Below are 16,776 nucleotides of genomic sequence, written 5' to 3'. Positions count from 1 at the left end.
AAAAACTAACAAGACGAAATAGAAAAAAATAAGAATATGAAGTTAAGTGAATTACTTAAAAATGTCAAACCTATTGCCGTTCATGGTGATATTGACATTGATATTAAGGGTGTAAACATTGATAGCCGCAAGATTGAGAATGGACACTTGTTCATTGCAATGAAAGGAACACAAGTTGACGGGCACAAGTTTATCGACAAGGCTATTGCCCTTGGTGCTACAGCTATCTTGTTAGAAGATATGCCTGAAACTTTAGAAGACAAAGTCACCTATGTGCAAGTAAAGTCTACAGAAGAAGATGCTGGAAAAGTAGCAACATTGTTTTATGGAGATCCATCAAAGAAACTTAAACTCGTTGGAGTCACAGGGACAAATGGAAAAACAACCATTGCCACCTTATTATATGAGATGTTTCGTGAATTTGGATATAAGGTAGGACTACTTTCCACCGTCTGCAACTACATTGATGACAAGGCTATTCCTGCAGACCATACGACACCAGACCCTATAGAACTTAACCGCCTATTGGGAGACATGGTTGCTGAAGGATGTGAATATGCCTTTATGGAATGCTCAAGCCATGCTATCCATCAACGTCGAATAAGTGGCTTAGACTTCACTGGAGCAATCTTTACCAATCTCACACGCGACCATCTAGACTACCACAAGACATTCGAAAACTATCGTAATGCCAAGAAGATGTTTTTCGATGATTTATCGAAGAATGCATTTGCCATCACCAACGCTGATGATAAGAATGGAATGATAATGGTTCAAAACACCAAAGCGACGATTAAAACATATTCCATCAAACGTATGGCAGATTTCCGTGCAAAGATATTGGAATGCCATTTCGAAGGCATGTATCTTGAGATAGATGGGAAAGAAGTTGGGGTACAATTTATTGGTAAATTTAATGTTAGCAATCTCTTAGCTGTATATGGTGCAGCTGTAATGTTAGGGAAAAAACCAGAAGACATCCTTGTTGCACTCAGTACTCTGAAAAGTGTTAACGGGCGATTAGAACCAATTCAATCTCCTGAAGGTTATACTGCAATTGTAGATTATGCACATACTCCTGATGCACTTGAGAATGTTCTGGCCGCAATTCACGAAGTACTTGATACTAAGGGTGGGCACATCATTACGGTATGTGGTGCTGGTGGGCATCGAGATAAAGGAAAACGTCCATTAATGGCACAGGAAGCTGTTAAACAGAGTGACACTGTAATTCTAACAAGTGATAACCCACGAGACGAAGATCCACAAGCTATCATTAATGATATGCTTGCTGGACTTGATACTAAACAGAAGAAAAAAGTCCTAAATATTGTCGACCGTAAGGAAGCTATCCGTACTGCTGCAATGATGGCTAAAAAGGGAGATGTCATCTTAGTTGCAGGGAAAGGACACGAGAATTATCAAGAAATAAACGGTGTAAAGCACCACTTTGATGACCATGAGGTTATTCGAGAGATCTTTGGAATTAAGTAGATAGACTATATTACAGTACCTACTATTAAATAGGAATAAAGGATTTGTATTTATAATTAGTAAGGTATGATAATTCCAGAATAAGAAAGTAAAAACTAAAGATAAAGAATAAATGCTATATTATATTTTCCGTTGGCTTGACCAGTTTGGCATTAGCGGTTCTCACCTCTGGGGATATATCAGTTTCCGTGCAATCTTAGCAATGATCTTAGCATTGGTTATTTCTGCATGGTTTGGTGAACGATTTATCAAATACCTCAAGAGTAAGCAAATAACTGAGACGCAACGTGATGCAAATATTGATCCTTTTGGTGTAAAAAAGATTGGAGTACCTTCAATGGGAGGTATTATCATTATAGTAGCATTGCTTGTTCCAGTCATGCTACTTGGAAGATTACGTAATGTATACCTTTTACTTATGATTGTTACAACGATTTGGTTAGGATTTCTTGGAGGGATGGATGACTTTATCAAAATCTTTAAACATGACAAGGAAGGGCTAAAGGGGAAATACAAAATTATTGGACAAGTAACAATAGGTCTCATCGTTGGGCTTGTCTTATGGGCTTCACCAGATGTCAAATCCAATTTGAATCTTGAAGTTGCAAACCAGAACGGAAAAGAAATTGTCATTAAACATGAGGCAAAGGCTGAAAAAACACTCAAGACTACAATCCCATTTGTAAAGAATCACAACTTAGATTATTCTGAGATAGTAGGCTTCTTAGGAAAATATAAAACTGCAGGAGGTTGGATACTATTCGTAATCATGACGATCTTTGTTGTAACTGCAGTCTCAAACGGAGCCAATTTAAATGATGGCATGGACGGTATGTGTGCAGGAAACTCTGCCGTTATTGGAGTTGTGCTTGGCATTTTAGCATATGTTAGTAGCCACATTCAATTCGCAGCTTATCTAAATATAATGTATATTCCTGGCTCGGAAGAGTTAGTAGTATTCTTCATGGCTTTTATTGGTGCTCTAATAGGTTTCCTTTGGTACAATGCGTATCCTGCACAGGTATTCATGGGAGATACTGGAAGCCTCACAATCGGTGGAATCATTGCTGTCGGTGCTATTATTATCCATAAAGAATTATTATTACCTATCCTTTGTGGCATCTTCTTCGTAGAAAGCTTAAGTGTAATAATACAAGTATGGTACTATAAGTTAGGTAAGAGGAAAGGCATCAAACAACGTATCTTCAAACGTACGCCAATCCATGATAACTTCCGCACACAGGATAGTCAGCTAGACCCTGAGTGTAAATACTTAGTAAAAGTACCACATGGAGCTGTACATGAAAGCAAGATTACTATACGCTTTGTTATCATCACCATCATACTTGCTGCACTTACTATCATTACATTGAAAATAAGATAAAGACACGTCATAATAGAGGAAAAGGAAGAGATATGAAAAGAATCGTAATACTTGGTGCTGGGGAAAGTGGTGCAGGAGCTGCTGTACTGGCAAAGAAAGAAGGCTTTGATGTATTTGTATCAGATATGTCGAACATTAAAGAAAAATACAAGCAACTACTTGACCAGCACGGAATAGAATGGGAAGAAGGACAGCATACTGCAGAAAAGATTCTGAATGCTGATGAGATTATTAAAAGTCCAGGGATTCCTAAAGAAGCACCCATGGTACAGAAACTTATTGCACAAGGTACTCATATTATAAGTGAAATTGAATTTGCGGGTCGGTACACAAACTCTAAGATGATTTGTATTACTGGTAGTAACGGTAAGACAACCACAACCAGTCTCATCTACCACATATTCAAGAACGCAGGCTATGATGTTGGATTAGCAGGCAACATAGGCAATAGTCTTGCATTACAAGTTGCAGAATCTCCACATGCTTACTATATCATAGAGCTAAGTAGCTTCCAGCTTGATAACATGTATGACTTCCGCGCAAACATAGCAATATTGCTTAATATAACCCCAGATCATCTGGATCGTTATGATTATAAGTTCGAAAACTATGCTGATGCAAAGATGCGTATCATCCAAAACCAGACAAAAGAGGATAGCTTTATTTACTGGAACGACGATCCTGTTATCAGAAAAGAACTAGAAAAATTTGATGTCCATGCTGTCTGTTATCCATTTTCCGAGTTGAAAGAGAAGGGGAGCATCGGTTACATAGAAGAAGGCCAATACACTATTGAGCAACCTGAACCTTTTAATATGGAGCAGGAAGATCTTTCTCTTACAGGCAAGCATAATATATATAACTCCTTAGCAGCTGGTATTGCATCAGACATCAGCGGTATAAAGAAAGAGAATATCCGTAAGAGTCTTAGTGATTTCCCCGGTGTTGAACATCGATTAGAGAAAGTATGCAAGGTTGCAGGAGTACAATATATTAATGACTCTAAAGCAACTAACGTTGACGCATGTTGGTATGCATTAGAAAGTATGCGAACCCCAACTATTCTTATTCTTGGCGGAAAAGACAAGGGGAATGACTATAATGCAATAAAAGACCTCGTTAAAAAGAAATGTGTCGGACTAGTTTATCTTGGCGCAGACAACAAGAAGCTACATGAAAACTTCGATACACTAGGTATTCCTGTACGCGACACTCACTCTATGAAGGATTGTGTTGCAGCATGTGCAGAAATGGCTAAACCAGGAGATACCGTACTATTGAGTCCCTGCTGTGCCAGCTTTGATTTATTTAAGAACATGGAAGACCGAGGTGAACAATTTAAATCACTTGTCCGTGCATTATAAAACAAGGCAGACCCAACAAGGCAAATAAAGAGAAAAAGAATGAATAATAAATCTCTCAGTAACCTTTTTAAAGGGGATAAAGTCATATGGATGGTTTTCTTTCTCCTATGTATGATTAGTATAACTGAAGTTTATTCAGCTTCCAGTTCTTTGTCATACAAAGGAGGAAACTATTGGAGTCCTATCATTTATCACTGCTCTATTCTTGCAGTGGGGACTGCTATGATGGTTGTAGTCCTTAATATCAAATGTAGATATTTCAAACTTATTACCCCAGTCTTACTTGCAGTATCTTTCCTCATGCTACTATGGGTTCTTATCGCAGGGCAGACAACAAACGGAGCAAACCGCTGGATTAGCTTTGCTGGAATACAATTCCAACCTTCCGAAATAGCAAAAGGAGCTTTAGTCCTCGCTATCGCCCAAATCCTTAGTGCAATGCAAACTGATCATGGGGCAGACCGCAAGGCCTTTAAATATATATTAGCTATCTCTGGAATCTTCATTCTGCTTATTGTGTTTGAAAACCTTTCTACAGCAATGCTTATATCCTTGACTGTGGTATTAATGATGTTCGTAGGACGTGTACCACTCAATCAGATCGGACGACTATTAGGTGTAGCTGCATTAGGAATTATTTTCATTGTCTCAATGGTAATGATTGTTGGTGATGACAAAAAAGCTGAGGATGAAATATCACCCAAGCAAAATCTTACGGAACAAACTTCTGTAGAACCAAAAGAAGAAGCACCTGGACTCTTTGATAAGGTTCTACACCGCGCTGACACATGGAAAGCACGAATCAAAAAATTCCTTAGCAATGACTATGTCGCACCGAAGGACTATGATTTGGATAAAGATGCACAAGTTGCACATGCCAATATAGCAATAGCTTCTTCCAATGTTGTAGGAAAAGGACCAGGGAATTCCAATGAGCGAGACTTCCTTTCCCAAGCCTTCTCCGACTTCATCTATGCAATCATAATAGAAGAGATGGGAATAGAGGGTGCTGCTATCGTTGCTTTCCTTTATATTATACTCCTGTTCAGGACAGGAATAATAGCCAATAGATGTGAGAATTCTTTTCCTGCTTTTTTAGCTATGGGGATCGCCTTCTTACTTGTGACACAGGCTTTATTCAATATGTTAGTAGCTGTAGGACTTGCACCTGTCACAGGTCAACCTCTACCTCTTATTAGTAAAGGTGGAACTTCCACAATTATCAACTGCGTATATATCGGTGTGATATTAAGCATAAGTCGTTCTGCAAAAAAGAAAAAGACAGACAAAACATCTCCTATAGAAACTTCAGGTGTAATAGCTTAAGTCCTATATAATTATAAAAATAAACTTAAAGTAGCAAGAAGACGAAATTTTTGATTACCTTTGTAAGTTAGTAAACAAGAAACAAATGAACGAAGATTTAAGAATCATCATTAGTGGCGGTGGTACTGGTGGACATATTTTTCCTGCAGTATCAATTGCCAATGCAATAAAAGCAAAACATCCTAATGCAAAGATTCTCTTTGTAGGGGCAGAAGGACGCATGGAAATGCAACGTGTACCAGCTGCTGGCTACGAAATAAAAGGATTACCAATCAAAGGATTCGACCGTGCACACAAACTGAAAAACTTCAAAGTATTGTTCAAACTTTGGAAAAGTCTACGTATGGCACGTCAGATTATCAAAGATTTCAAACCCCAGGTTGCTGTAGGTGTTGGAGGATATGCAAGTGGAGCAACTCTTTATGAATGTGCAAAGATGGGGATTCCTTGTCTTATACAAGAGCAAAATTCTTATGCTGGCGTCACAAATAAGCTTTTATCAAAACGTGTGGCTAAGATTTGTGTTGCATATGAAGGTATGGAACGTTTCTTCCCTGCCAACAAAATCATTATGACAGGAAATCCAGTACGTCAAAATGTTCTAAAAACGAATCTCTCAATAGAAGAGGCACGAAAGAGTTTCGGATTAGATCCAAATAAGAAAACAATTCTTCTTGTAGGTGGTAGCCTAGGTGCACGTACTATTAATCGTTCTGTCATAGAACACCTTAACTTAATTCATGATTCTGAAGTCCAATTTATTTGGCAAACTGGTAAATATTACTACCAAAAGATTTCAGATTCTATGAAAGGGAAAGAGCTCCCCAACCTTAAAGTAATGGATTTCATTAGTGATATGGGAGCAGCATATAAAGCTGCAGATCTTATTATCAGTCGGGCAGGAGCAAGTTCTATCAGTGAATTCCAAATCATAGGAAAACCCGTAATTTTGATTCCAAGCCCTAACGTGGCTGAAGATCATCAGACGAAGAATGCTATGGCGTTAGTCAATAAACAAGCAGCAATCTATGTTAAGGATGCAGAAGCGCCAGACACATTGCTACCACTAGCTCTCAAGGTTATTGCGGATGACAGTAAGCTTAAGAGTTTAAGTGAAAATGTAAAGAAGATGGGACTAAAGAACTCTGCCGACATCATTGCCGACGAAGTACTTAAGCTAATAAAATAAGAAGAATGGAACTCAAGGATATTAAATCTGTATATTTTATAGGGGCAGGTGGCATTGGCATGAGTGCTATTGCACGTTACTTCCTACATAAAGGATTATTTGTTGCAGGGTATGACAAGACTCCTTCTACCCTAACACGTCAGTTGGAGAAAGAAGGAATGAACATCCACTACGAAGAGAACGTTAAACTCATCCCTATAGAATGTTGCCAACCAGAGACAACATTAGTTGTATATACTCCAGCAATTCCCGCAACTCACGCAGAGCTGGTTTACTTCCAGAACAATGGATTTACAATAGAGAAACGTGCGCAAGTCCTTGGAACACTTACACGTACTCACAAAGGATTATGTTTCGCAGGAACACATGGTAAAACAACGACGTCTACAATGTGTGCACATATTTTACATCAAAGCCATTTAGATTGTAATGCCTTCTTGGGAGGAATCTCAAAGAACTATGGAACGAATTATATCCTTTCGAAAAAAAGCGACTATGTTGTCATTGAGGCAGATGAGTTCGACCGATCTTTCCATTGGTTACGTCCATGGATGAGTGTTATCACATCTACGGACCCAGACCATCTTGATATTTACGGAACGAAAGAGGCTTATCTAGAGAGTTTTCGTCACTACACAGAACTTATTCAAGAGGGTGGTACATTGATTATCCACAAGGGCCTCGAAATGAAACAACACGTAAAAGAAGGCGTAAAAGTATATGATTATAGTCGCAATACAGGAGATTTTCATGCAGAAAATATCCGAATAAAGAATGGCACAATAACATTCGACTTTATTTCTCCTGTTGAAAATGTAAAAGACATAGAACTTGGGCAACCTATTCCTATCAACATAGAAAATGGTATTGCAGCTATGGCTATGGCACAACTCAATGGTTGCACAGCAGAAGAACTACGTAAAGGTATGGGAACATATGCTGGTGTGGATCGTCGTTTCGACTTCAAAATAAAGAATAACCGCCATGTATTTCTTTCTGATTATGGCCATCACCCAAAGGAAATACTACAAAGTGCAAAGAGTTTGAAAGAGTTATACGGCAACAGAAAAGTCACTGTTATATTCCAACCACATCTCTATACACGTACAAGAGACTTCTATAAAGAATTTGCTGATGCTCTAAGTCATTTCGATGAAGTAATACTCACAGAGATCTATCCTGCACGCGAGGAACCTATCCCAGGCGTAACAAGCGCTCTTATCTATGAGAATCTGCGCAAAGGTATAGAGAAGCAAATGATAAAGAAAGACGATGTACTCGACTTTGTGAGAAGTCGTGACTTTGATGTATTAGTTGTATTAGGTGCTGGTAACCTCGATAACTATGTCCCACAAATAACAGAAATTATCCAAGAAAAAGAAAAACAAGAAAGTAAAAAGTAAAGAATAGAAGAGATTAAGTATGTATATTCAGTGGAAGAAAATAATAATTACTACGCTGGACTTGGTGTTAGCATTTTATCTCATCATGGCAGTTACCTCATGGAACAACCCTGATGAGAATTCCCAATTATGCACCAAAGTAGACATAAATATCTCTGACGCTAATAATGCAGGATTTCTTACTGCTGGAGAAATAAAGCACATCTTAGAAAAAGACCATCTATACCCGCTCAACAAGAAGATGGAAAGTATCAATCCGCGCAGCATTGAGGAGGCACTTAAAGTCGGACCGTTTGTAAAGACAGCACAGTGCTTTAAGACCAAGAATGGACATGTCAAGATAAGCATAACTCAGCGAATGCCTATCATCCGCATAAAGAGTCAGCATGGCAGTGATTTCTATCTTGATGACAATGGAGGAATTCTTCCTAATTCAAAGTATACGAGTGACCTGATTATCGCAACAGGAAACATAGACAATAACTTTGCTAAGTCATACATAGCCCCATTAGCTAAAACAATCAGTGCCTCTCCGTTCTGGCTTAACCAAATAGAACAAATTAACGTATTACCAGATAGAGGTATTGAACTTGTACCACGCGTAGGAGATCACATCATCTTCATCGGGTACTTACCCTATAACCGCTACAAGAACGCTCGCGAACGAGAAATAAAGGCTTTCGTTACCAAGAAGCTTTCACGCCTTGAGAAGTTCTACCGATATGGTCTTTCACAAGCCGGATGGAACAAATACTCTTACATAGACGTAGAATTTGACAACCAGATTGTGTGCAAACGTCGTGATAGTGAGGCTGAGAAAAAAGAAGCTGAAGCACTAAAAGAAGAAGCCAAGAAGAAGGACTCCGAGGTTCAACAACGTACAGAAGAACAAGAGCGAGAGAAGGCCCGCAAGGAAGTAGACCAACAAGAACATACTTCAGACGGCCCAACCGAGTAAAAACAAACCACTTATTTAAGAACATAAAACAAGGAATATAATACTTAACGAGTATGGCAGAGTTCATAGTAGCCATTGAATTAGGCTCATCAAAGATTACAGGAATCGCCGGCAAGAAGAACCTTGACGGCAGTATATCCGTACTTGCCGTTGTAAAGGAAGATGCCTCACAATGCATTCGCAAAGGCGTTGTCTACAACATCGACAAGACTGGTCAGTGTCTCACAAGCATTATCAATAAACTAAGGAAACAACTAAAATACGAAATCTCCCAAGTTTATGTTGGCGTAGGAGGGCAATCTATACGCAGTGTACGTAATGTCATTGTAAAAGACTTGACCACTGACACCATTATCACCAGTGACATGATCAATGAGTTGATGGATGCCAACCGCAACATGACTTATCCTGACCAGGAGATTCTTGATGCTGCCACACAAGAATACAAAGTTGATAACCAGTATTCTTTAGACCCTGTTGGAATCAAAGCAACACGTTTAGAGGGTAATTTCCTGAATATTCTATGGAGAAAGTCATTCTATAACAATCTCAACAACTGCTTTGAGAAAGCAGGAATAGCCATTGCCGAAATGTACCTTGCACCATTAGCTTTAGCTGATGGCGTACTAAGCGAGGCTGAGAAACGTGGCGGTTGCGTACTTGTCGACCTCGGTGCCGACACTACTACCGTCTCTGTCTATTATAAAAACATCCTTCGACACCTTGCAGTCATACCTTTGGGAGGCAACAATATAACAAAAGATATTGCAAGCCTACAGATGGAAGAGAAAGATGCTGAAGCAATGAAGATTAAATACGGCTCAGCATACACTGAGAACAACGATATTGACAACACTCTTAAGTACTCTATTGATGCCGAGCGCACCGTAGACAGTCGAAAATTCATTGAGATTGTAGAAGCACGTGTTGAAGAAATCATAGAAAATGTATGGTATCAAGTTCCGTCAGAATACACCGATAAGCTACTAGGAGGTATCATTCTCACTGGAGGAGCTATGAACATGAGGAATATTGACCGTGCTTTCCGCAATATTACTCATATTGATAAAATCCGTAGAGCAGACTTCGTAACACATACCATCACGTCAAGCAATGCTGATATAACAGCTAAGAACGGCGACATGAACACCGTTCTCGGACTTCTTGCCAAAGGAGATATGAACTGTGCAGGTGCTGAATTCAATCCAGCACAGAATAATCTCTTTGCTAATAACGAACCTGCTGTTGCAACTCCGATAGAATCTTACACTTCAACAACTACCAGCCGACAAGGCCAGGGAATTGTTCCTACTCCGGAAGAGAAACGTAAAGCAGAAGAAGAGCGTCGTAGACGCGAAGAGGAAGAACGTAAATTACGTGAAGAAGAGGAAGAAAAACAGCGTCAATTAGAAGAAGAAAAGCGTCGCAATAGCTTCTGGCATAAGCTAGGAAGAAAGGTAAAAGAGTTTGGAGGAAAGATGCTGGAAGAAGAGGATGAATAATCTTCTACTTCAATTTTGGTCAAAAAACATAAGGAATCACATTATAGAAACATACTGTTATGGCAGACAACAATAGATTAGAAGTCCTGGACTTCGGTGATGGAGACGTTGCTGATAGCATTATAAAGGTTATTGGTGTTGGTGGCGGTGGTGGCAACGCTGTCAACCATATGTACAAAGAAGGAATCCACGATGTAACCTTCGTTCTTTGTAATACGGATGCACAGGCCCTTAATGACTCACCAGTTCCTGTCCACTTGCAATTAGGGAAAGAAGGATTGGGAGCAGGAAACCGTCCAGAACGAGCAAGACAGGCTGCAGAAGATACCATCGAAGATATCAAGCATATGCTTGATGATGGCACAAAGATGGCATTTATCACTGCTGGTATGGGTGGTGGAACAGGAACAGGAGCTGCTCCTGTGATAGCACGCGTCAGCAAAGAATTAGGTATTCTAACCGTTGGTATCGTCACGATTCCATTCCGTTTCGAAGGTGCAAAGAAGATAGATCAGGCACTGGATGGTGTGGAAGAAATGGCAAAACACGTTGATGCTTTGCTCGTTATCAACAATGAACGCCTCCGCGAAATATACCCTGAACTAAGCTTGATAGATGCTTTTCGAAAAGCAGATGACACCTTGAGCGTTGCAGCAAAGAGCATTGCAGAGATCATTACCGTACATGGTATTATGAATCTTGACTTCAATGACGTTAAGACTGTCCTCAAAGATGGTGGCGTAGCAATTATGTCTACTGGTTATGGAGAAGGTGAAGGACGCGTCAAACAGGCTATTGAAGATGCACTTAACTCACCATTGCTTAATGATAATGATGTCTATAAGTCAAAGAAGATCCTCCTTTCTATTAACTTCAACAGTGATAACAAGGAGAATGCAGGTCTAACGATGGAGGAGATGGGCGATATCACAGACTTCATGAACCACTTCAGTGCAGACTTCGAGCTCAAGTGGGGACTTGCTATTGACCCAGAACTCGACAAGAAAGTTAAGGTCACTATCCTTGCAACAGGCTTCGGTATTGAGGATGTTGATGGTATGGGAAGTCATATCAAGAAGCATACCCAAGAGGATGCAGCACGTATTGCAGAGGAAGAAGAGAAGGCTGCAGAGCGTCGTGACCGCCGTGAACGGTTCTATAAAGACAACAACAGTTCTCAATATAAGCATCGTCCACACATCTTCCGCTTTACTGCTGACGAGCTAGATAACGAGGATGTCATCCTTGCAGTTGAGAATACACCGACTTATAAACGTACGAAGCAGATGCTAAAGGATATCAAACGTATCAGTGATCCAGAGAAAGAGACGGAAGAAACGGATACGAAAGACACCGTTGAAGGTGTTATTAGCTTTGTTTGATAGACTAAAGTAAATAACAAAAGGAGAAGATTTAGAAGTACAAACACGGAAAAATAAAACTTCTTATTTGAAGATAGACCCTTCTCTACAGTATAAAAAGAAGCCATATCTGAACCCTCTTCTTGGGGTCGATATGGCTTTTTGCTTTTTAACAGTCACAGACTTTGATTTATGGTGATACTCAATTCTATTTTGAGCTATCACCTTTTTTTATGTATCATTCATCTTATTGCATAATAAGAAATATCTTTACATAACAAAACACATAATCATTTAATAATCTCCCTAAAGGCATTTAGACTCACATACGCAACAAACTAACATACAAGCAGTTACAAAAGCAAAAATAAAAGATGTCCTTTTACCATTCAAAAGGGCATCTTTTACAGTTCAAAAGGGCGTCTTTTGCAACGTAAAAGGGCGTCTTTTAGAATGCAAAAGACCATCTTTCAAATTCGATGTATGAAAGAACACGACATTATTCGTTGAAAAAGAGTCTCTGCTATAACAGCAAAAAAGAAAAAGAGCGCACGATTAGCCCCTACCCTATTTACCGTCTTTCTTTTCTGGAGCTACCACGTCATCAATGCTGACAAGCTTATAACGACAAGGTCCTAGTTCGTTCTGCCAATCCTCCAACTTAATAGATGGATCGTATTCTACACTCACCGTAAGCACGTAAGTGTTCTCTTCTTTATATTGAGTGTCAAATCCTTCTATTGAATTCAACAACAACAAGGCACCACCTGACGTACGTGCAAAGTACTTATAGTCACCTTTTCCCTTCTTATTAGGAAAGATTGACAGCTTCAACGTAAACCCCGTCTGACTTTCACTACTTATGATCTTATTCAGACTGTAAGTACTTGGTGAGACTTTACCATCACGTACTTCAAAATTTTCACGCAATTCCACTTCGTACGTCTTCCCCTCCTGATAGACTTCATCTAATCCTGGAATGGATGCAGGACCATAAGCGAAATCACCATCTCCCAGAAGAAACACATAACGTAACCCATCTTTTGATGCCTTTTTGTCTCCTGCAGCAAACTTACCCTTATAAGCTGCCACCGTCAAACGTTGGATAGCATAACCTTCATGCACATCATCTTCCTTGCTACAAGAGGAAAATAAACATGAACATACAAACATTAAGAGCAGGAGAAAAAAACCTTTCATACAAAGGAAAGACTGAAAAATCTTTTTGCTTTTCATTGTTTTGTCTCATTATTAGTTTACAATTGCACAAAAATAAAATAAATTCCGTAAACTAACAAATAAAAAATTAGAAAACGAAAGGAATCATACGAATAACTCCTTCATAACCTGAAAACTCTTCAGCTCAGGCATATCAGGAACATGAATACAATAATATCGCAAAACAGTATCAGCAATTCGATTGCGTTCGTGATGGGATAAGCGGAACAAATGCATATTCTCATAGTCCATTCGCATCAAAAGACCGATTCCAGAAGCCTCTGAAGGTAAGAGGTAATCAGGATGTAATGGTGCCCGATCACAGAAAGACGCATTGCGGAGATCGAACCATGATCCTTCATGATAAGCATCTAAATTAGGGAAGAAACCAATAAATCGACTCAGCCTCATCATGAAAACAAGATGGAAATTAGCATAATTATGTTCCACTTCATCCAACCATTGCATACTACTCAACACATAATTATATAAGTGAACATTCTGTTGCTCACCCCGCGTAACATAATAAAGGAATTCTGAAAGGAACAGAAGAATAGCTGATTTCACAGGATCGAAAGGAATAGAAGTATAAGGATGCTGAATACGAACCTCCTTTATATGCTGTAAAGAGACACGCTGCCGATAGTCAAACTCCAAATCAAGCAAAGTAAGAGGTTGGAAATATTGTTTCTTTATTTTACCTTTAGCAGTCTTAGGAATACGTACAATAAAGGATATACGCCCCTCCTGCTCAGTAAACATGTCAATAATCAATGACGATTCACCGAACTTCAAACTACGCAAAACTATAGCTTTCGATTGCAGAATCATACTAAATACAATTGCAAATGTACAAAAATACAATGTTTTAGAGAAATTATTTCTTCAAAAGTTTGGGAGATTAAAATAAATAGAGTACCTTTGCACCCGCAATTTGACCACGGTCCCTTCGTCTATCGGTTAGGACGAGAGATTTTCATTCTCTAAAGAGCAGTTCGACTCTGCTAGGGACTACAAGTAAAATAAAAGAAGAAAACAAAGATGGCAAATCACAAATCATCATTGAAAAGAATCCGTCAGGACAAAGTCAAGACGTTACACAACAGATATTATGCAAAAACTATGCGTAACGCTGTTCGCAAGTTGCGCAACATGACGGACAAGGAAGAAGCTACAAAGCTCTATCCTACCGTACAGAAGATGTTGGACAAGTTGGCTAAAACCAACATCATCCACCAGAATAAGGCAGCTAACTTGAAGTCTGCCCTCTGCAAACACGTTGCAGCTCTGGGATAAAAAAGAAATCAATTCAGTCATAGCTGAGACACATAAGAAAGTCACAGTCCGCACGGACTGTGGCTTTTTACGTGTTATAGGTTTCACAAATAGTATTTTTTACAACTATTTATTTCTACATTTAAAGGAAAAATTGTATCTTTGCATAAAAGAAATTGCATAAGGCAAATTAAACAAGTATGCTTTACTTTGCCCTCGTTTGCACTATTTTTGCATAACAAAAGAACAATCTAACAAAGATGGCAGAAAATCAAGAAAACGAGAGTAACTACTCCGCCAGTAATATTCAGGTCCTCGAAGGCTTGGAGGCAGTGCGCAAGCGTCCTGCCATGTATATTGGCGATATTAGTGAAAAGGGACTTCATCATCTAATTAACGAGACCGTCGACAACTCTATTGACGAGGCGATGGCTGGCTATTGCAAGAATATTGAAGTAACCATCAACGAGGACAACTCTATCACTGTTGAAGATGACGGTCGTGGAATCCCTGTTGATGAACACAAGAAACTACACAAGAGTGCTCTTGAAGTCGTCATGACAGTCCTCCACGCAGGTGGTAAGTTCGACAAAGGTTCGTACAAAGTCAGCGGTGGTCTGCATGGTGTTGGTGTGAGTTGTGTGAACGCACTCTCTACACATATGAAGTCACAAGTATTCCGTGATGGAAAGATTTACCAACAGGAATACGAGAAAGGAAAGCCACTCTATCCCGTAAAGGTCATCGGAGAAACCGACAAGACGGGTACTCGCCAGCAATTCTGGCCTGATGGAGACATCTTTACCACAACGGTATTCCAGTGGGACATCGTCGCTCGACGCATGAGAGAGCTGGCTTATCTCAACGCAGGTATAAAGATTACTCTGACAGACCTACGTCCTGACCCAGAGACAGGTAAGACTCGCACGGAGGTTTTCCATGCTAAAGATGGTCTAAAAGAGTTCGTCCGTTACGTAGATCGCCATCGTCAACATCTATTTGATGATGTTATCTATCTTAAAACAGAGAAACAAGGTATCCCTATCGAGGTTGCTGTGATGTATAATACAGACTATACGGAGAACATACACTCCTATGTTAACAACATCAATACTATTGAAGGAGGTACTCACTTACAAGGTTTCCGTGCAGCATTAACCCGTACATTAAAGGCTTATGCTGACAATGACCCACAGATTTCAAAGCAGATTGAAAAGGCAAAGATAGAGATTACAGGTGAAGACTTCCGTGAGGGACTGACTGCAGTCATCTCTATTAAGGTTGCAGAGCCACAGTTTGAGGGACAGACAAAGACTAAATTAGGAAACTCAGAGGTATCTGGTGCAGTGCAACAAGCTGTAGGAGAAGCGCTGACAGACTACTTAGAAGAGCATCCTAATGAGGCTAAAATGATCTGTAACAAGGTCATTCTTGCAGCAACAGCCCGTGTTGCAGCTCGTAAAGCTCGTGAAAGCGTACAGCGTAAAAACGTCATGAGCGGTGGAGGATTACCTGGAAAGCTAGCCGATTGTTCAAATAAAGACCCGAAAGACTGTGAGATATTCCTTGTGGAGGGTGACTCTGCAGGTGGTTCAGCCAAGCAAGGTCGTGACCGTTACACACAAGCTATCCTCCCACTTCGTGGTAAAATCCTAAACGTAGAGAAGGTTCAACGCCACCGTGTGTTCGAGGCTGAGTCTGTAATGAACATTATTCAGTCCATTGGTGTACGCTTTGGTGTTGAAGAAAGTGAGGGCGAATTTGAGGCTAATATTGATAAACTGCGCTATGACAAGATTATCATCATGACCGATGCCGACGTCGATGGTTCTCACATCGACACACTTATCATGACACTTTTCTATCGTTATATGCCAAAGGTTATCGAACAAGGACACCTCTATATCGCTACCCCACCACTCTATAAGTGTACATTCAAGAAGGTAAGTGAATACTGTTACACTGAGCAACAGCGTCAAGCTTTCCTTGATAAGTATGGAAATGGAACGGAAGATGGCAAGACAATCCACACACAACGCTATAAAGGTCTTGGTGAAATGAACCCAGAACAGTTGTGGGAAACGACTATGGACCCTAAGACTCGCCTTCTAAAGCAGGTTACTATAGAGAATGCTGCAGATGCAGATGAGATCTTCTCTATGCTTATGGGTGATGACGTAGAGCCTCGTCGTGACTTCATTGAGAAGAATGCAACCTATGCTAACATTGATGCATAGAGCAGAATGTGGATGGAAAGCATATTTTCATAGAAACAAATAACAATAAGATATCAAAAAGAAGA

At 39.8% G+C, this 16,776-nt stretch carries 13 protein-coding genes; 11 read left to right on the top strand and 2 right to left on the bottom strand.

The window, feature by feature from the left end; genetic code table 11:
- Nucleotides 1-36: 36 nt before the first annotated feature.
- From ACZ48L_RS07200 to ftsZ, 9 genes are all read left to right on the top strand, one after another.
- Nucleotides 37-1,494, top strand: coding sequence for a UDP-N-acetylmuramoyl-L-alanyl-D-glutamate--2,6-diaminopimelate ligase (locus ACZ48L_RS07200; protein ID WP_219446183.1), 1,458 nt, complete (start codon nt 37-39; stop codon nt 1,492-1,494).
- 112 nt (nt 1,495-1,606) lie between these two features.
- A complete protein-coding gene (locus ACZ48L_RS07195) occupies nt 1,607-2,878 on the top strand; it encodes a phospho-N-acetylmuramoyl-pentapeptide-transferase (protein ID WP_008823659.1) in 1,272 nt (423 codons plus the stop codon).
- Between the two features lie 32 nt (nt 2,879-2,910).
- Nucleotides 2,911-4,242 carry a UDP-N-acetylmuramoyl-L-alanine--D-glutamate ligase gene (murD, locus tag ACZ48L_RS07190; protein WP_025791378.1) on the top strand — a complete coding sequence of 444 codons (1,332 nt, stop codon included), beginning with the start codon at nt 2,911-2,913 and terminating at the stop codon, nt 4,240-4,242.
- A gap of 39 nt (nt 4,243-4,281) precedes the next feature.
- Nucleotides 4,282-5,568, top strand: coding sequence for an FtsW/RodA/SpoVE family cell cycle protein (locus tag ACZ48L_RS07185; protein WP_025791380.1), 1,287 nt, complete (start codon nt 4,282-4,284; stop codon nt 5,566-5,568).
- Nucleotides 5,569-5,653: 85 nt separating this feature from the next.
- Nucleotides 5,654-6,757 carry an undecaprenyldiphospho-muramoylpentapeptide beta-N-acetylglucosaminyltransferase gene (gene murG / locus ACZ48L_RS07180; protein WP_008823656.1) on the top strand — a complete coding sequence of 368 codons (1,104 nt, stop codon included), beginning with the start codon at nt 5,654-5,656 and terminating at the stop codon, nt 6,755-6,757.
- A gap of 5 nt (nt 6,758-6,762) precedes the next feature.
- Entirely contained in the window at nt 6,763-8,160 is a 1,398-nt protein-coding gene (gene murC / locus ACZ48L_RS07175; protein ID WP_464721977.1) for a UDP-N-acetylmuramate--L-alanine ligase, read from the top strand.
- Nucleotides 8,161-8,179: 19 nt separating this feature from the next.
- Nucleotides 8,180-9,118: an ATP synthase subunit B family protein gene (locus tag ACZ48L_RS07170; protein WP_025791381.1), complete on the top strand. Its 939-nt coding sequence runs from the start codon at nt 8,180-8,182 to the stop codon at nt 9,116-9,118.
- A gap of 53 nt (nt 9,119-9,171) precedes the next feature.
- Complete coding sequence (gene ftsA, locus ACZ48L_RS07165) at nt 9,172-10,620, top strand: cell division protein FtsA (protein WP_008823653.1); 1,449 nt, start codon at nt 9,172-9,174, stop codon at nt 10,618-10,620.
- A gap of 59 nt (nt 10,621-10,679) precedes the next feature.
- The gene (gene ftsZ, locus ACZ48L_RS07160) at nt 10,680-12,002 is read left to right on the top strand and encodes a cell division protein FtsZ (RefSeq protein ID WP_025791382.1); all 1,323 of its coding nucleotides are present in this window, start codon (nt 10,680-10,682) and stop codon (nt 12,000-12,002) included.
- 546 nt (nt 12,003-12,548) lie between these two features.
- Here ftsZ and ACZ48L_RS07155 read toward each other — a convergent pair.
- Both ACZ48L_RS07155 and recO read right to left on the bottom strand, forming a co-directional pair.
- Complete coding sequence (locus tag ACZ48L_RS07155; protein WP_148295434.1) at nt 12,549-13,106, bottom strand: hypothetical protein; 558 nt, start codon at nt 13,104-13,106, stop codon at nt 12,549-12,551.
- 198 nt (nt 13,107-13,304) lie between these two features.
- Entirely contained in the window at nt 13,305-14,030 is a 726-nt protein-coding gene (gene recO / locus ACZ48L_RS07150) for a DNA repair protein RecO (RefSeq protein ID WP_025791386.1), read from the bottom strand.
- Between the two features lie 210 nt (nt 14,031-14,240).
- On the opposite strand from recO, the gene rpsT reads away from it, so the two are divergent.
- Both rpsT and gyrB read left to right on the top strand, forming a co-directional pair.
- Entirely contained in the window at nt 14,241-14,495 is a 255-nt protein-coding gene (rpsT, locus tag ACZ48L_RS07145; RefSeq protein WP_025791388.1) for a 30S ribosomal protein S20, read from the top strand.
- Between the two features lie 239 nt (nt 14,496-14,734).
- Nucleotides 14,735-16,711 (top strand): DNA topoisomerase (ATP-hydrolyzing) subunit B, encoded by a 1,977-nt coding sequence (gene gyrB / locus ACZ48L_RS07140; RefSeq protein ID WP_036871239.1) that lies wholly within the window; start codon nt 14,735-14,737, stop codon nt 16,709-16,711.
- Nucleotides 16,712-16,776: the final 65 nt, after the last annotated feature.

The sequence above is a fragment of the Prevotella histicola genome (genome assembly GCF_055385135.1).
Note: the sequence above shows the minus strand (reverse complement) of the source record. Positions and strands in the feature narration are given on the sequence as shown.